This is a genomic window from Sphingomonas silueang (assembly GCF_040049155.1).
GTDB classification, from domain to species: Bacteria; Pseudomonadota; Alphaproteobacteria; order Sphingomonadales; family Sphingomonadaceae; genus Sphingomonas; species Sphingomonas silueang.
In genome coordinates, this window is the sequence record NZ_JBDZDK010000050.1 from 1 (window position 1) to 16,357 (window position 16,357).

Sequence of the window (16,357 nt, forward strand, 5' to 3'; positions counted from 1 at the left end):
ACAAGGATCTGACGGGCTTCGACTTTGCCTCCGCCGAGGTGGACGAGGCGATGGTCCGCCAACTGCACCAGGGTGCGTTCATCGACAGTGCGGACAATGTCGTCCTCATTGGTGGTCCTGGTAGGGGTCGGTTCCGGCTGAGGGCGAAATGACACCCTAAGGGTCGGCGTCTTTCGGCCAGAGGTATTCGCCGGTGAGGAGGATGTGCGCCCATCCGAGCGGAGAGACGTGGGCGAGAAGATGGTCCGGCGTCTCCAGCCCTTCGCGTCGCCGTGCCTCGACAGCATGACCAAGATGCAGGGTGTTCCAGTAGACGATGATGGCGGTGAGCAGGTTGAGGCCTGCGATCCGGTAGTGCTGGCCCTCGGTGGTGCGGTCACGGATTTCGCCCTGTCGGCCGATGCGCAGGGCGCTCTTCAACGCATGATGCGCTTCGCCCTTGTTGAGGCTGACCTGTGCGCGGCGCTGCATGCCGGTGTCGAGAATCCATTCGATGATGAACAGGGTGCGCTCGATCCGGCCGACCTCGCGCAACGCTGCGGCCAGGTCGTTCTGGCGCGGATAGGCGGCGAGCTTGCGCAGGATGCGGCTCGGCGCGACCTGCCCTGCGCTCATGGTGGCAGCGCAGCGGAACAGGTCCGGCCAGTTGGATACAATGAGCGTCTCACGCGCCTTGCCGCCTACCAGCGGGCGCAGTTCTGCCGGCGTGGCGGCGGGGTCGAAGACGTACAGCCGCTTGGACGGCAGATCGCGGATGCGCAGCACGAGACGATAGCCCAGCATGGCGCTGATACCGAACAGGTGGTCGGTGAACCCGCCGGTATCGGCATATTGCTCCTCGATCCGCCGCCCCGCCTCGTTCATCGTCAACCCGTCGAGGAGATAAGGCGCTTCGCTGACGGTCGCGGGGATCGGCTGCGATGCGAACGGTGCGAAGCGGTCGTTGACGTGGGTATAGGCCTTGATGCCGGGATCGTTGCCGTAACGGGCGTTGACCGTGTTCATCGCCTCGCCCTGTCGTGCGGCAGGATAGAACTGGCCATCGGCAGACGCGGTGGTGCCCATGCCCCAGACCCGCGCCATGGGTAGATCGCCCTGCGCGACGACCACGGTCGCCAGCGCCTGGTCGATCGCCTCGCTCTCGACATGCCAACGCGCGAGGCGGGAGAGCTGCCAGTAATCATGGGTGTTGCACGCCTCGGCCATCTTGCGCAGGCCAAGGTTCAACCCCTCGGCGAGCAGGACGTTGAGCAGGCCGATCCGGTCGCCGCACGGCACGCCGGTGCGCAGATGGGTGAAGGCATCGGTGAAGCCGAGCGCGGCATCGACTTCGAGCAGCAGGTCGGTGATGCGGACGGGCGGCAGGCGGCGATACAGGTCGAGCAGCAATTCCTCGATTCCGTCCGGCGGGTCGGCAGTGAGGCGGTCGATGCGCAGCGTGCCGTCCTCGATGCTGCCATGCGGGATCGTGCCGTTGCGCGCGGCGCGACCGAGCCGGGAAAGGCCATCAGCAAGCCGCGCCTTGCGGTCCGCCAGCCAGACATGCGGGTCGGGCGGGACCGCCAGCTTCATGCTGCGTGCGACCGCCATGGGCACGAGGACATGGCGCAGGTCGCCGTAGCGATGCGAGCGGTCGAGCCAGATGTCGCCTGAGCGCAGCGCGTCGCGCAGGTGGAACATCACCGCGACCTCGCGGAGACGCGCATCGTCACTGCCCTTCACCCGCAACTGACGCCGCCACTTGGAATGCGGGCGCAGGAAATCGTCGGTCACCGGCAGTTCGCCTTTGGCGGCGATGGCCTTCACCGCGTCGAGCAGGGGGCGGGCGACCGGTGCGGCTGCGAGGTCAAGGCAGCGCAGCATGCGCGGCGCATAGCGGCGGAAGCGGTGATATCCCTGATCGACATGCGCCAGCGGATCGTCGCTCAGCGTGTCGGTCAGCGTCGTGGCTGTCGCGACAAGGTAGTCGAGCCGGTCCCAGCCCGCCACGCGCGCGACCGCATCCTCCAGCGACGCACCATAACCATGTGCGTCCAGCAACGACCGGCCGATCGCGGCGAACCCGTCCAGCGTCGCGGTGACCGCGCTTCTGGTTTCCGCGGTGCGGGCATCGTGGAGTTGCTTCGCCTCGCGCCAGGTTCGGCCGACGATGCGGTCATGCGTCTCGATCACCGCATCGGCGGTCGCGGCAGCCCATTCGACGACGCAGACCGCGAGGATGGCGCGGCGCCGGTCGGCGTTCAGATCGCGCAGGCCATCGGCGAAATAGCGTTCGCCCTGCCGGCGCAGCCGGGCGACGCGGTGCGGCGGGACGCCAGCGAGCAGGTCAGCGCCGAGGTTCATCGCGCGGAGAAACTCCAACCGGTCGAGCAGCCGGTTCGCCGCGGCGGAATTGCTGCCCGGCTCGATCCGGCGCAACCAGATGAAGCGGCTGATCGTACCCGGCAGCATCTCGGTCGTCAGCCGGTCGAGCCGGGTGCAGGCACCGCGATCGAGGCGCGCGGCGATCCGCTTCTCTATATTCCGCTCGGCCGCGACCAGCGCGTCCGCGCACAATCGCTCAATGGTCGTGATCGCCGGCAGGATGGTCATGGTGTCGCGGCAGCGAGCGATGAAGCGCCGGGCGAGATCGTCGTTGGAGCGCGTGTGCTCGGCTTCTGCGAGCAGCCAGTCGCGGAATGCCCGTCCCGGTGCGCCCTGACCGGGAAACGTCCTGTATCCGTAGGTCCGGCGCAGCACTTCCATATGCTGCTGACGCGTCTGTCGGCGGACGGCATAGCGAACGAGTGTATCGCCGGTGATGCCGAGCTGGGCACTGAGGAATGTGGATACCGCCAGCGGGATCACCTGGCCCGGTGCCAGCATCCGGCCGGGATAGCGCAGTGCACAGAGTTGCAGCGCGAAGCCGATCCGGTTCTCCGGTCGGCGTCGCCGGTCGATATGGATCAGGTCGTCGTCGGCCAGAATGTAGTGCCGGAGCAACGATGCCTCGTCGGTCGGCAGGTCGAGGAGCGCCGACCGCTGCCGGGCGCTCAAGATGTGGCGTCGCGGCATGGCCCAGTGTCCCGGTTGAACAGAAGTCTGTTTTGGACAACACTGACCCCACGCAAATCAAGGGTTTTCGGGGCCGGATTTCGGGAAGGTTCAATTGGGACAACGTGCCGCCATCTACGCCCGCGTCTCGACCGCAGACCAGTCGTGCGAGCGGCAGTTGCGTGACCTGGCCAGTTTCGCCGAGCGTGGCGGCTATGAGGTGGTCGAGGTCTTCCGCGAAACCGCCTCGGGGATGAAGGCCAATCGCTCGGCGCGAGCCGAAGTGATGAAGCTGGCGCAGGCACGGCACATCGATGCGATCCTCGTCACCGAACTCAGTCGCTGGGGCCGCTCGACGCAGGACCTGCTCGATACGCTGAACCGGCTGTCGGGCTGGCGGGTGTCGGTCGTCGCGATGAGCGGCATGACGTTCGAGGTCGACACCCCACACGGACGGATGATGGCGACGATGCTCGCCGGCATCGCACAATTCGAGCGCGACATGCTCAGCGAGCGTGTTCGCTCCGGCCTTGCTGCAGCACGGGCGCGGGGTCGAAAGCTCGGGCGGCAGGCCGGTGATCGCCCCAAGTCCGACCGGCTCGCCCCCAAGGTGCTGGCCCTTATCGCCGAGGGGCGCAGCTATCGCTGGATCGCGCGCGACCTCGGCCTCAGCAAGAACACCGTCGCCGCTATCGTCGGGCGGGCTCGCGTGGAAACAACTGCCGATATCACCTGCGGAGTTGACCGTTCCGCCTCGCCTTCACAGTTCCGAATTGTCGAGCATCATTTAGCAAGTCAGGATCGCAATATGCATGTCCCTTTCCAGATTGGAGACATCCTAACTGTAAGTTGGGACCATCGTCCCATCCGTGTCTTACAGTCGGATGCCATAGAAACCTTCTACGATGCCGAGATGGATGAGGTGGGTTGGGTGATGGATAAAGCCCGGACGGCGATCTATTACCGAACATCAACCCGACACTTAGAGGAAAATGCCTCAGACGTGTTGCCGAAGCCATTTTCCGCGCAAGAAGATAAGAAGTTTCGGCCGGACTTGCCGATGCGTTTATTCAGGCACCACAATGCCAGGTGGTCGGACGAACTATCGACCCTAACTACTCTGGAAGATGACATTCCCATGCCCGTGCAGGAAGTCGCTATCATCCCGTTCGGCTCAAGAGGCAGCGCAACCAAAGCGATCAAGGTTCAAGCAAGTGACGGCAAAAATCTTCGCCTACGGGAGCTTATTCAAGCCGCCCACTCCGCCCAGCGATCAGAATGCGCTGAGGTAAAGGGCGTCGGTATATATCGATCAGGAATCGTTGGAGGACTTCCTTCCTATTACCTTTGGGGTGCAACTGATCGAGCAGGGCACGCCGCCTAAGCCATTGCTCCTTCCGATACCGTCCCTGAAGCTGCGGAATGTGCTCTGCCAAACCCGGCTGTGCCGCTTAGGGTGTCATTTCGCCCTCAGCCGGAACCGAGCCCTGGTACCGGCAAGACGCATATCGCGACCGCACTTGCGGTGCAGGTCGTCGAGCACCACCGCGGCAAGGCACGCTTCTTCGCCACGGTCGATCTGGTCAACGCGCTCGAACGGGAGAAGGCCGCCAACAAGGCCGGGCAACTGGCCGAACGCCTGCTCAAGCTGGATCTCGTCGTCCTTGACGAACTGGGGTACCTGCCCTTCAGTCCCTCGGGCGGTGCCTTGCTGTTCCACCTGCTCAGCAAGCTCTACGAGCAGACCAGCGTCGTCATCACGACGAACCTGAGCTTCAGCGAATGGGCCGGGGTGTTCGGCGATGCCAAGATGACCACCGCACTGCTCGACCGCCTCACCCACCACTGCCATATCGTCGAGACCGGCAACGACAGCTTCCGCTTCCGTGTCCGCTCCACCCCAGGCAAACCTGCAAAGGACAAAACCCCGGCTTGACCCCCGCCCTAACAGGCAGGCACATACCCCCCGACCCGGGTCACTTCTCAACGAAAACACCGGGTCAACTCTCAGCGAAAATCAACACTTGCATGGGTCATCAAATCACCTGCAGCATTGACTGTGTTGCTAATGTAGGTCACCGAGGAAGCGGAGAATTGACATGTCTGATCGTCGTGATCCCGATAGCCCATATTACGTACCACCCGGTTCGAACGCATTTTCATATGATTTGATTGAGAATGGTGGAGATGACCCGTTCAAAAGATTTCAAGAATTTGGTTCAGATAATAATTCTAAACCATGGTCTTGGAAGTTCTTTTTCTTCGTTATCGGTTTTATGGCGTGGGTGGTTATCTCGGCAGTCTACTTTTAGAAGCCGAGTAGGCTTTTTGAGACGTCCACGTCCTTTGGCGCTTCAAGTTGAGTGCCAGTAGCTTGCCGAACGCCAGGCTTCTGACCGGATCGTGCGCTACGTACTGCTCCGGTGACGCCGACGATCCCTTGCGCTGCCGGCGTCTGGTCTGGGGCCGCAACCGCGACCGGCTGCGGTGCCCCGACACCGCCGCCATGGTACCGAGCGATAACGGACTCCCGTGAAGCAACGCCGCGGGGTTGAACGTCGGCCAGACCGTTCGTCTCGATGACCTGCTCCAGCTCGGCGATCCGGCCGCGGACTGCCTCGTTGCGCTGGGACATGAACCGCTCAATCACCGCGTTGCGCGCCATATCCTGTTCGGGCGAGGTATATTGGTCGTGCAGTTCCGGCATCCCCATGCCCGGGTTGCGTGCCCGCTCGCTCATATACCATTCCTGTAGCTTGGTGCTGAGGTTCTCGCTCATCTGCATGCCGTTCGACTGCGAGTAGGAAATCTCGCGGTTCAGTCCGTCGGAAATCTCCTGCAGTTCCTGGCGTGCCGAACTCACTCGCCAGTTGCGATCGAGATTTTGCGAGGTGGTATTCGACGTCGTATTGGTCAGCACGCTCGACGCAAACTGCCCGCTGGAGAGGCTGGTACCGTTATTCGTGTTGTAGCGGGTACCGCTGCCCAGGTTGATGCCAGAGCGAACATCTTCCGAATTAACCAGCCCGGTCGCCAGGTCGTGGCCCTGCGTTTTGCCAAACCCATCGGTCCAACTTCCTCGCGCCCCTGCCGTAAGACCAACACCTACCTGCGGCATCAGCTTGGACAGTAATCCTCCACCGCTGCTGCCGCCACCTGAGCCTCCGCCCATGCTCCATTTCAAACTCCCTTCGCCAGCAATACTGCGATTCAAATCAAATTGCTGGTTGGCACGGGTTCCATTCGTGAGCCTGTCCGATGCGTCCCGCGTGGTCGACAACCCGGTTCCAGCGGTTCGATCGACCGTGCCGTAGGTCTGCACGTCCGAACCGGAGGTGACGTTGCTGCGGGAATCGAAGCCATGCGCGTTGGCCAGCGCCGAGGTGATGCTGGTGCCGGTGCCAAGCGTGAAGCTGACGTCTTCCGACGACCCGTGGGTGTTGGACTTCGCGATCCGTGCCGCTTCTGTCGCATTCTGCGACGCGGCTGCGATCTCACCGCTGGACCGGGTGACGGTGAACGGCAACTTTGCCGTCGCCGGGTTGGCGTCGATCACCATGCGGCCGTTATCGTGCGCGGTGAACATCGTCCCGCTGTCGGTACGATAGCCATAGGCGCCGTGACCGGAGGTCATCGTCGGCGCAAGCGACCATTGGCTGGTCTGGCGCATATTGTCGGTCGAGTTGGCGAAGCTGACGTTGCCGTAGCTGTAGTTGCCGGTCGTTTGCTCGGTCGCTGCCTGCTCGGCCGCGTTCTGCGCTGGTGCCAGCATCGAGGTCGCATGGCTCGCGACGCCCATCGCGCCACGCGCAAGACCGCCGGCGATGAAGGGGACGCTCATCAGCATGAATCCGGCGATCGTCGCGGTCTCGGCGTTCACCGCGCCGACGCCGGCGTAGCTGATGAGCGATATGCCGTTTTCGGCAATAGCGTTGGTCGCCGAGACCGCGCGCGACATGCAGATCATGTGGAGGATCACATAGAGCGGACCCCAGGCGGCGAGATAGAAGAAGCCGGTGACATAGCCCTTGAGCGCCGACACCCCGGTCTGGGGCAGCAGGAACAACGGGAAGATGACCGGGAACATCGCGTAGAAGACCACGGTCAACACGACGTTGAGGATCGGCACCCACGTCATCGCCTGCGCCGCGATCGAGTTATATGTATTGCGCGCCTGGATATCGGCCCGGGTGGTCGCGAAGGTATCGATCGCGCCGGAGCCGTCGCCGCTGGCCATGCCGTCGCGCGCGATCAGGAAGGCGTTGATCGCGTTCGACTGGCGCATGATGATCGAGAGGTGGCCACCATAGCCGGTCATCGCGCGGGTCACGATCGGCAAGTCCTGCTTCAGCTTGGCCAATGCTGCTTCGCGCCGCATCCGCGGGTAGAGTTCCTTGGACATGGTCGCGATATGGCCCTCAGCGAGGGAGTCCCACGACCAGGTGAGCTGGTTATATGCCTGTCGGCAGGTGATGATGCTGGCGTTCATCTGATCGCCGGTCCGGTAGATCCATGGCTGCGACAGGGATTCCGATCCCGGCCCCATGTGCTCCCACAGTTCGACCGAATGCACGATGACAGTCATGGATTTGCGTCGCAGCAGGATCTCGGGGAACAGGCAGCTTTTGAAATAGGCCTGCAGGTTGGTCGCGTATTCCGCGTCACGGATCTGAATGTTGCGCGTCGCCTCGAGCAGGCGCGAGCCGTAGATCATCCCGTTGGTCGAATATTGCAGCTGCTGCGGCATGACGAAGACCGTCTCGGCGGTTCGCGTCAGCCAGTCTCCGGCCTGGCTGGTGAAGCTGGCGATGACGCCCAAGCCCAGCGGGACATTGGCCACCGTAGCGGGTGCGAGTGACGGGTTGATACGGTCGGTGACCTTCACATCGACGGTCGGCACCATCAGGCAGAGGTAGATCGCGGTCGCGCCGAGGTACCAGTTGAGCCACGCGCGGACGTTCATGGTGAAGGCGACGCTGATGATCGAGTAGATGAAGCCGATCACCATCGCCACGCGGATCAGCGAGCGATAGCCGCCCCCGCCGGTCCACGCCGCGACCGCGTTCAGGACGTTGACGACATACTCACCGCCGCCGATCGTGAAGACCTCCACCATCGCATCGCTTCCTAGTTGAGGCCCTGGACCGAGAGGCCGCGGCTGAAGTTGAGCGATGCCGACAAGGCCGGCGACATGGTGTTCTGGAGGGTGGATTCGAGCATGAGCGAACGGTTGATGAGCGCGGTGGTCATCTGCACCGTGTCCTTGATCCGGTAATCACGCTTCGAATATTTATCGCGCGCCTCGACCAGCTGCCGCCGCCACGTCTCGGCGGTCGTCTGGTCTGCATCGGGGATATGGACGCTCGCCTGGGACACCCGGTCGAGCATATTGTCGATGATCGCGCTCAGCAGGTTGACCGAGACGATCTCGGCGAGGGTGTCAAGTTCGTCCGAGGTGAAGGTCGAGTGCGCCATCGCCTGTACCGTCAGCATCTTGTAGAGCGGCAGCGACGTCATGTTGAGGAGCTGCTTCTCGGCGTTATCGAGCGCTCCATCGCTGCGGATCTTGTCGTTCATCGACACGATCATCGTGCGGATGCGCTGGCGCAGCGCAACGGTCGCCGGGATGGTCAGCGTCGTCTTGGTCGGGTTGAGGCACAGTTCCTCGGTATCGCACTTCAGGACCTCGACCGGGCTCGCATCGGCGGTGCCGTCGAGAAGTGCTGTCACCACCGCCTCTTCGGCCGGGCCGATGTAGCGGATGCCGCTGCCTTCGGCCCCGTTGACGTTGGTGATGACGGTGCCGACGACCGTCATGATATATTCGGAGAAGCCGGCATCGAAGTTGTAGCCGGTGGTGCCGCCGCGGGTCGAGCCGAACGCGGCCGAGCGGCGCAGCGCCTCCCAGGTATAGTTGCGCGGGGTGCCCGGCGTCAGGTCCTTGGTCTTGGCATCGGTGTTGGCCGCGAGCGTCGCCTCGCGCTCGCCCTCGGGGCCGCACCCTTGGCGCGCCCGCGCCCAGTCCGAGAAGCGGCCTCCGCTTTGGCCGACCGCGGCGCAGATCGTCGAGCGCGCACCATCCATCTTGGGCCAGATACCACCCACCAGCCCCTGTGCTGCCTCGCACGAGCTGATGTTCATCTGGTTCATCTGCTGCGCGGCCTGGCTGAACTCGCCCATGACCTTGCTGATCTGCGGGGAGACGCTGTCGATCGCGAGCTTGAAGGCGAACCCGACCGCGTTGTTGGCGGTCGCCTTAAGCATCGCCACCATTTCGGAGGCATTGATGAAGCTGAAGCTGCCCGCGAACACATCGATCCCGCCGCACCCGGCGCGCACCGAGGGCATCTGCAGGTTGAACGGCTGCACGTTCTTCTGCGGGAACCGCGACCATAGGTTCCCGCCGGTATAATAGCCTGCCGCCTGCCCCTGATAGGCCGATGAGCCGGTGACGTTTGCTGCAACACCGGCATCGCGGAAGAAGTCGTTCATCTTGTCGGCGACATCGGCCTCGGCGGCCCCCAGCGGCACGAGGTTCGCGACAGCCAGGCATGCGACACCAGCGGCAAGCCGCCGGTAGAGGGCGCGGAGGGAAGGGCGACGAACGGGTGAGGGTGCAGGCGTCATCGGCGATCGCTCCCGGCCTGGGGGGTGGTGAGGAAGGCGATGCGCTGCACCACTTCATCGGCGGACATGAGCCCGGACCCGACGGGCAGGATGCGCCGGGTCAGCGTGTCGAACAGCACCAGGACGGGGGTCGAGCGACCCTCGACGCCCATGCGCGCGCGCTGCCCGCTGTCGACGACATAGCGCGGGAAGAAGCGGTTCGGGCCGCCGTCCATCGACACCGCCATCACCGGCATCCGGTATCGGTCGGACACCATGCGCAGGATCGGATCGAACGCCTCGCACGCGGCACAGCTCTGCGCGAAGAAGTAGAACAGCCCGTAGCGATCGCCCGCAGCCGGAGCGGCGTGGGCGGCCGTGATGGGGGCAAGGCCCGTCCATGCGAGAGATGCGGCCCCAGCAAGCAGCTTGCGGCGCGATACATGTAATACAGGCATTATCAGTAATCGCTCCCGACCTTGGTGTTGGTGAGTACGAAGATGCGCTCCATGATCTCGTCGGCCGACATGATCCCGAACCCGATCGGCATTGTCTGGCGGGTCTGGGTGTCGAACAGCACCAGCGCCGGGTTGGCGGTGCCGGGCACGCCCATACGCGCGCGCTGGCCGCGGTCGACGACTGCGCCTGGGAACTGGCGGCTCGGGGTGCCGTCCATCGACACCGCCATCACGGACATACGGTGGGTGTCGGCGACCGAGCGGAGGATCGGTGCGAAGACATCGCAGGCGGTGCAGGAACCGGCGTAGAAATAGAAGATGCCATAGCGCTGGCCGAGGGTCGCCAGCACGCGGGTACGGTCGGCGGTGCGGTTATCGGTCCACGCCCGCTTGCCGAGCGTACCGACCGGGCGCTGGAGGGTGTAGTCGATATCCGGGTTCTGCCACAGCGCGCGCTGCCACGTATCCGAGAAGGTCGAAGCACGGTCGAGCTGCTCGCGCTGGAAGCGGACATAGGCGATGATGTTCGCCTCGGTCGGCTCAAGGATCGCCTTGGCCTTCAGTTCATCGAGCTGCCTTGCGATCGCGGCCAGACGCTCGGCCGCCGACGTGGTCGGGGTTGCCGCCTGCGCCGGTGGTCGCGGCGCGGTCCTGGGCTTGGTGCAATAGAACCACTGCCCAAGCTTGCGCTCACGACAATAGAAGCTGTCGTCGCCGGCAGCCGTGGACCCGCCGTCCGGTGATCCGCTGTCGGGCGCGGTTTCCATCTGCTCGACGGATTCCAAACCGGTGGACTGCGCCCACGCCGGGGTTTCGACCACCAGCCATCCGACGACAGCGACGAGCCCGATCGCGGCGACGCCTACTCGCCTGCGAAATTCAGCCATCATAGCCTCCCTTGTGTGTCGGCTCCTCACCGTCGTCGGCGTCGACCAGCGCGATCGGAGGGATATCCTCGTCCATCAGGTCGCCGTCGAGTTCGCGTCCGGCGATCCGCAGCCAGACCATCCAGTTGGCGACATCGAGCATCTTGGTGCCCATATCCATCATCCGGACCAGACCCTGGAGGTGCAGCGCCCCGGCCTGACGGCCCTCCAGCGTGGCGCGCATGCCGCCCTGAAACGGCATCAGCCACCCCTTGCCGATCATCGTCCGGCAACTCTCCTCGACGTCGCGCGGGTCGACCTCGCAGCCGAACCAGTGGGTCAGAGTCGCGGCGATATCGCCCGCGCGGTGGGCGATGGTCGAGCGCGAGACCCGCATGTAGATCGCAAGCTCGAACACCGACATCGTCAGCGCGCAGGGGCGGCGTACGCCGGGATGGCCGGTATCGTTAGCCGCGGGCATAATAGTCTTCGATCCTGCGCTGGATTTCGGTCATCGCGCGCACCTCATCGGGCAGCTTCGCAGCATCGGTGAACTCGGCATAAACCTCGCTGAAATCCATTTGGGAGAGATCGAGGCGCTGGAACTCCTCGATCGAGAAACCCTGGCAGGTCGCATCCTTGGCGCGACCCCACGGCTTGGCGAGCTGCGCGCGCCCCTGTTCCTGAAGGATCCGGGCGAGCTTGCTGCCAAAGCAGCAATAGGCGGTGCGCGACGTGACGCAGATCCCGAGCACCTTGTCCGAACAATAGGTGCCAAGCTTGTGGCACAGCCCCTTGTCGTCTCGCTGATCGAGCGACCGGTCGGCCGCGCTGCACAGCCATGGCGTCAGGATCGGCACCCCCTTGCCCGAGCAGCAGTTGGACGCGCCGAACAGCTTCTTGGAACATGCGCCGCGCTCGCCCGAGAACACGCGCAGTTGCTCGGGATCAAACTGCTGGCCTGCCTCGTCCAGCGCATGCAGGCCGGTCAGCGCGTCCTTGAACTCGCTCGACGCCTCGCGCTCGATGCTCTCGCATTCACCGTTCAGGCAGTAGACGTCGCCGCCGCAGACGTATTGCTTGTCGGCCGCAGCGTTGGTGGCGGGCAACGGGCAGCTATAGACCTTCTGCCACACCTTGCAGGCACCCTCTGCCGGGTCGTCGAGACATTCGTCCCGCAGGAACCGGCAGCTGCTGTTGCCCTCGATCTCGCCGCAGTCGCTGGCCGGTGCTTCGGCCTGGCAGGTCGCCTCGCGCCGCCATGCCCAGCAGGCCTGGGTCACGGGCACGCCGCTAATGGTCCGGGTTTCACCCGGCTCGACGCAGGTCTCGGTGGCAGCGCCACACGTGGTATCACCCACCAGTGCGTCGCACCCGCTCTCGACCCGTTCGACGGTGACCGACGTCGAACCTTCCTGCTTGTACCAGCTCGTGCCGGTCTTGCTGTTCTGGTGACCATCGAGCGGCCCGGTCGGCAGCGCGGCCGAGCAGGAATAGAGCGAGGCGTTCACCTTCAAGTGCTTCTTGCAATAGCTGCGGTAGTCCTCGACCTTCTGTCCGCCCGCGCCCATCTCGATCTGGGCGTCGCAGGCGTGCATCGTCGTGCCCTCGGCGCGGCAGACGCCCGCGCTGACCTGGGACTGCAGATACGTGTTCGGGGCGAGGCCTGAGACGTTCGTCGATCCCCAGTAGAAGTACCGGGCGTTGTTGGTGACCTTTGGCTCCATGCGGATTGTGCAGGACCGCTGGCGCTCCTCGAGCTTGACCCCCTTGTTGCAGGTCGCCTCGTAATAGCCCCGATCGCCGGTCGGCGGGGGGAGGGGCGTGCAGCTTCCGGTCGTCCCCCCGATCGCTTCGCCCGCGAGGAACTGTTCCGGCGACTTCTCGATGATCGTCGCACGCCTGGTCGTATCGAGGATCTCGCTCTTGGCGAATGTCCGGCGCGTGCCCTGACGGTCGATCACCGTGCCGAAGGCATCGTCGGTGCCCGACTTGACCATGCCGTCGCTCCCCAACCGGTCGGGGTCGTCGAAATAGTCGCCTTCCGGCAGGTCGGTGCCCTGGTAGCCCGGCAGCGCGTCCAGTTGCGCCTGCCCCGGCACCAGCGCACTGTCAGCGCGCATCGCCTTGCCGACACGACTGCCCTCCTCGCGGGCCTCGCGCACGCTTTGCTGCGCCACGACGCCGCCCGACACCGAGACGGCGAACAGCAGGAAGGACGCGGCAAGGAGCTTCACCGCGCCGCCTTCGCGAGATTGCCGAGCGCCACAACCGCCACCCGCGCGCCCGGGCCGTTGCCACGCGCGAAGGCCTCGAGCGCATAGGCGACGGTCACGTTACCGGCCATCCGGTCATGAGGGGGCACGTCACTCTTGCAGTTGAGACCCGCGCAGAGGTCGAAGTCGGAGGCGACGGCCACATAGGTCGGCACCGCCTGGACGTTGAACGCCCGGAACAGTCGCGGATCGATGCCGATGTTGGCTGCCTGATCCTCGCGCGAAACCACCTTGCCGAGCAGCGCGCCGAACTCCTTCACCGAGTTGTTCGGAAAGCCGCGGAACACCACGACACCGCCGGCCGAGGCGGTATCGGCGATGAGCCGACGCAGCGCGACCTCGGGCATCGAGAGGCTGGCGAAGGCGATGAACTGGGGTGCGTCACCGCGCGCGGACGCCATGGAGCCGCCCGCACCGCGCACGATTTCATCGAAGTCGACCGCGCCCTGCGCACCGCGAGGCAGGTCGCTCGTAGCGATGCGCCGCAGATTGGCTGTCCCGCCGTCGGCGGCAGTCTGCGCTTCCTCGCGCAGCGCGTCGCTCCGCCGCTTGACCTGTGCCGCGAACAGCTCGGCATCGCCTTCCATCGCGGCCGAGCGCCGCTTCACAGTATCGAGGTCGAGACCGTCGACGGTCTGCCCGATGGCCTGGATACCTGCGAGACCGAGCACACCGGTAAGCGTGAGGAATATGGTACGGCGCATCGTCAGTTCCTCACAGCACGCAGCAGTTGCGTTTGCGCCAGACCAGATAGCCGATGTCCTCGCCCTTCACTGGGAAGGTGCGGCCCGAACGGGGGTCCATGTCCGAAGCGCCGATCGGAGCGCATGCCGCACGGCCGCTGGTCATCGCCACCGGGTTGACCATCTGGAAGCGATATTGCTGCTTGCGCAGCACCGGCATCAGATATTTGCTGCACAGCGCGCGCGACCCCATCGTCCCCCACGCAAGGCCTTGGCGGTGCATCTTGTAGGTGAACCGCGAGAGCGCGAGGCGCGATGCCTGCACATGGCTGATGCTCGACGCGATGTTGCCGTTCATCGGGTACATCGGTCCCTGACAACCGGCGCACCAGAAGGCGACGTCGAGCGGCAGCTTGGCGGTCGAGGCGATGCAATCGCCAGCGCAGGCGGCCTGTGCGATGCGGCTCGAAAAGATCACCGCCTCGGGGTTGATGAGCGCGGACAGGCTGTCGTCCTGCCATAGCGGGTCGATCTCGGTGATATAGGCGATGTCGAACGACGCCGGCTCGAAGCACAGGAAGTCGGTCAGGATCTCCATCCAGTAGAGCAGCGGGTAGACGTACCAGTGGACGTGCCACTTCGAGGTATTCTGCCCCTGCCCGCCGATCGCGGAAGGACCGCCGACATAGCCGCGACCGATATCGAAGCCGGGCGATATCTTGGCGCCGCCGAGGTTCACGAAGCACCATGGCTTGGTGGTCACGTCGGCCAACCGCACCGGCTCCCAGAAGCCGGTGGCGATGCCGATCCGCGGAACCGGGTTGCCGCACGCGCAGACCGGCACCGACGGGTTGGCGGTATCGGCGCGATTGCTCGGCCAGATCTTCAGCCCGCCGACCGACAGCGGGAACAGACACGACCAGCACACATCGGTCACCGGATTGACGAACTTGCCGTGGCACTGCGCCTTGCTCGCCGACACGTCCTGCGCGGTCGCACGGACGGAGAATCCGAGCGACAGCACGAGCATCGCACCCGCGCACGACAGGATCACGGTGAAACGGCGAAGCAGCGTCATGCCGGTTCGTCCTCGCTCGCCGGCTGCATCAGCCACGCCTCGTCCGCGCGCTGCTTGCGCAGCAGGTACAGCGCGGTGTGGAGCACGGTCATGACGAACAGCGTGACGGTGACGAAGGTCGCCGCCGGGCCGAGCAGGCGCACCAGTAGCGGGTTGGCGGCGACCGCAACCGCGGTCAGGACGCACAGCATTTGAAAGGTGCGCCGCATCCCCCGAAGCTGATCGGTCTCGGGCGCTGCCATCGGCGTACGCAACAGGTCGAGCCACAGCGGCATCAGCGTGCCCCCTTCATGACGATCTCGGAGATACGGACGATCTGGCCGTCCTGGCGCGCGACCGCGGGGGTGTGGCGGATGCCGAAGCGTTCGGTCAGCCGTCCTTCCTGGTCGAAGTAGAACCGACGCTGGCGCCTAGTCATCTCCTCGAACGGCGAGCCGTTGACGAGGATGATCTTGGCATCGAGATCGCGGTGGGTCGTCGTCGCCCACGCCATCTGTTCGGCATCGTCGCCGTCGACGAACACCAGCGCCTGACGCATCGTGACGAAGGCCAGCGGATTGACCGTCTGCCCGGCCGCGACGATCAGGTTACCCTTGGGGTCACGAACCTCGTGGTCGATGGTGACGCTCGGGTCGAACGCCCAGCTACGGGGCTGCGTGGCGGCGGTGATCCCCTCTACCGGCTTCGGTCGGCGGATGCGCGCTTCCGCGCGCTGGCGGAATATCGCGTTCATCCGGTCGATCCCGCCGCTTGCCTGTAGGGTATTCAGGCGGTTCTCGATCGTCGACAGCAGGTCCGGCTCGATGATCGGGAAGGTCTGACCGACGACGCCGTGGTCGCTGGCAGCGATCGGCGCCGAGGTGGTCAGCGAGAGCAGTCCGCCCGCCGCGAGGATCTCCAGCACGCGTATCATAGTACTGGGAACCCGGTGCCGGCGATGTTCCGGGCGCAGGCGAACCCGATGGCCGCGTAGCGGCTGTCGAAGCCATCCTTGTGCGGCGTTCCGACATAATAGCAGTCGCGCGGGATCGTGCCGGTGGGACCAGGGGCGAGCGGCTCGCCGGTACGGGTGAGCGGCTTCATCCGACCGACCATGCGGCCAGCGACGATCACCGCGGACCCACGATGCTCGACGGTCTCGCCGGGCATGCCGTAGACGATCTTGCCGAACAGGTGCGGCTCAGGGCCGAAGTGGCGCACCACCAGCGGATTGGTGGGGGCGAGGAAGAACACATAGGGAGCACCTCAAGGTTTGTGACACGGACAGCGGTAAGCTGAACAGGTAGCGAACAGGGCGGCTCAGGCCACCTTGGCTCCGGGTCCGCCGGCGATGTTGAGTGCGCGGTAGCCGTCTTGA

13 protein-coding genes and 3 pseudogenes are annotated in these 16,357 nt (G+C 64.7%); 4 read left to right on the forward strand and 12 right to left on the reverse strand.

Translation table 11 applies throughout. The features are described 5' to 3' along the window. A pseudogene (locus tag ABLE43_RS22070) lies at positions 1–140 on the forward strand (ATP-binding protein); the annotation flags it as partial. Between the two features lie 16 nt (positions 141–156). On the opposite strand, the gene ABLE43_RS22075 reads toward ABLE43_RS22070, so the two are convergent. Beyond that, positions 157–3,054 (reverse strand): Tn3 family transposase, encoded by a 2,898-nt coding sequence (locus ABLE43_RS22075; RefSeq protein ID WP_348980155.1) that lies wholly within the window; start codon positions 3,052–3,054, stop codon positions 157–159. A 94-nt stretch (positions 3,055–3,148) separates the two neighbouring features. On the opposite strand from ABLE43_RS22075, the gene ABLE43_RS23230 reads away from it, so the two are divergent. From ABLE43_RS23230 to ABLE43_RS22090, 3 genes and pseudogenes are all read left to right on the forward strand, one after another. Continuing rightward, positions 3,149–4,417, forward strand: a complete 1,269-nt coding sequence (locus tag ABLE43_RS23230) for a recombinase family protein (protein WP_425475303.1) — start codon at positions 3,149–3,151, stop codon at positions 4,415–4,417. Between the two features lie 102 nt (positions 4,418–4,519). Next, positions 4,520–4,969: pseudogene (locus tag ABLE43_RS22085) on the forward strand (ATP-binding protein); the annotation flags it as partial. Positions 4,970–5,132: 163 nt separating this feature from the next. Then, positions 5,133–5,345 carry a hypothetical protein gene (locus ABLE43_RS22090; protein ID WP_348980156.1) on the forward strand — a complete coding sequence of 71 codons (213 nt, stop codon included), beginning with the start codon at positions 5,133–5,135 and terminating at the stop codon, positions 5,343–5,345. On the opposite strand, the gene ABLE43_RS22095 is transcribed toward ABLE43_RS22090, so the two are convergent. The 11 genes and pseudogenes from ABLE43_RS22095 to ABLE43_RS22145 all read right to left on the reverse strand — a co-directional run bounded on the left by ABLE43_RS22095 (position 5,342) and on the right by ABLE43_RS22145 (position 16,233). Next, positions 5,342–8,149 (reverse strand): conjugal transfer protein TraG N-terminal domain-containing protein, encoded by a 2,808-nt coding sequence (locus tag ABLE43_RS22095; RefSeq protein ID WP_348980157.1) that lies wholly within the window; start codon positions 8,147–8,149, stop codon positions 5,342–5,344. The genes ABLE43_RS22090 and ABLE43_RS22095 overlap by 4 nt on opposite strands. Before the next feature lie 11 nt (positions 8,150–8,160). Then, positions 8,161–9,660: a conjugal transfer protein TraH gene (locus ABLE43_RS22100; RefSeq protein ID WP_425475304.1), complete on the reverse strand. Its 1,500-nt coding sequence runs from the start codon at positions 9,658–9,660 to the stop codon at positions 8,161–8,163. After that, positions 9,657–9,992: pseudogene (gene traF, locus ABLE43_RS22105) on the reverse strand (conjugal transfer protein TraF); the annotation flags it as partial. The gene ABLE43_RS22100 and the pseudogene traF, both read right to left, overlap by 4 nt. A gap of 107 nt (positions 9,993–10,099) precedes the next feature. Further along, positions 10,100–10,864 (reverse strand): conjugal transfer protein TraF, encoded by a 765-nt coding sequence (locus ABLE43_RS22110; protein ID WP_348980166.1) that lies wholly within the window; start codon positions 10,862–10,864, stop codon positions 10,100–10,102. Between the two features lie 112 nt (positions 10,865–10,976). After that, entirely contained in the window at positions 10,977–11,444 is a 468-nt protein-coding gene (locus ABLE43_RS22115) for a hypothetical protein (RefSeq protein ID WP_348980158.1), read from the reverse strand. Continuing rightward, on the reverse strand, positions 11,431–13,200 hold the full coding sequence (locus ABLE43_RS22120; RefSeq protein WP_348980159.1) for a conjugal transfer protein TraN: 1,770 nt from the start codon (positions 13,198–13,200) through the stop codon (positions 11,431–11,433). The genes ABLE43_RS22115 and ABLE43_RS22120 overlap by 14 nt, the downstream gene beginning before the upstream one ends. Next, positions 13,197–13,943: a type-F conjugative transfer system pilin assembly protein TrbC gene (gene trbC / locus ABLE43_RS22125; protein ID WP_348980160.1), complete on the reverse strand. Its 747-nt coding sequence runs from the start codon at positions 13,941–13,943 to the stop codon at positions 13,197–13,199. The genes ABLE43_RS22120 and trbC overlap by 4 nt, the downstream gene beginning before the upstream one ends. A 10-nt stretch (positions 13,944–13,953) precedes the next feature. Then, positions 13,954–15,000, reverse strand: a complete 1,047-nt coding sequence (gene traU / locus ABLE43_RS22130) for a conjugal transfer pilus assembly protein TraU (protein WP_348980161.1) — start codon at positions 14,998–15,000, stop codon at positions 13,954–13,956. Continuing rightward, a complete protein-coding gene (locus ABLE43_RS22135; protein ID WP_348980162.1) occupies positions 14,997–15,275 on the reverse strand; it encodes a hypothetical protein in 279 nt (92 codons plus the stop codon). Before ABLE43_RS22135 ends, traU begins: the two co-directional genes overlap by 4 nt. Continuing rightward, the gene (traW, locus tag ABLE43_RS22140; RefSeq protein WP_348980163.1) at positions 15,275–15,913 is read right to left on the reverse strand and encodes a type-F conjugative transfer system protein TraW; all 639 of its coding nucleotides are present in this window, start codon (positions 15,911–15,913) and stop codon (positions 15,275–15,277) included. Before traW ends, ABLE43_RS22135 begins: the two co-directional genes overlap by 1 nt. Further along, positions 15,910–16,233, reverse strand: coding sequence for a S26 family signal peptidase (locus tag ABLE43_RS22145; protein WP_348980164.1), 324 nt, complete (start codon positions 16,231–16,233; stop codon positions 15,910–15,912). Before ABLE43_RS22145 ends, traW begins: the two co-directional genes overlap by 4 nt. Positions 16,234–16,357 lie beyond the last annotated feature (124 nt).

Excerpts from the sequence above, each read along its gene's own strand:
- ABLE43_RS22115 (WP_348980158.1), bottom strand. The coding sequence starts at position 11,444 with ATGCCCGCGGCTAACGATACCGGCCATCCCGGCGTACGCCGCCCCTGC.
- ABLE43_RS22135 (WP_348980162.1), bottom strand. The coding sequence starts at position 15,275 with ATGCCGCTGTGGCTCGACCTGTTGCGTACGCCGATGGCAGCGCCCGAG.
- ABLE43_RS22075 (WP_348980155.1), bottom strand. The coding sequence starts at position 3,054 with ATGCCGCGACGCCACATCTTGAGCGCCCGGCAGCGGTCGGCGCTCCTC.
- ABLE43_RS22100 (WP_425475304.1), bottom strand. The coding sequence starts at position 9,660 with ATGACGCCTGCACCCTCACCCGTTCGTCGCCCTTCCCTCCGCGCCCTC.
- traW (WP_348980163.1), bottom strand. The coding sequence starts at position 15,913 with ATGATACGCGTGCTGGAGATCCTCGCGGCGGGCGGACTGCTCTCGCTG.
- trbC (WP_348980160.1), bottom strand. The coding sequence starts at position 13,943 with ATGCGCCGTACCATATTCCTCACGCTTACCGGTGTGCTCGGTCTCGCA.
- ABLE43_RS22095 (WP_348980157.1), bottom strand. The coding sequence starts at position 8,149 with ATGGTGGAGGTCTTCACGATCGGCGGCGGTGAGTATGTCGTCAACGTC.
- ABLE43_RS22110 (WP_348980166.1), bottom strand. The coding sequence starts at position 10,864 with ATGGAAACCGCGCCCGACAGCGGATCACCGGACGGCGGGTCCACGGCT.
- ABLE43_RS22090 (WP_348980156.1), top strand. The coding sequence starts at position 5,133 with ATGTCTGATCGTCGTGATCCCGATAGCCCATATTACGTACCACCCGGT.
- traU (WP_348980161.1), bottom strand. The coding sequence starts at position 15,000 with ATGACGCTGCTTCGCCGTTTCACCGTGATCCTGTCGTGCGCGGGTGCG.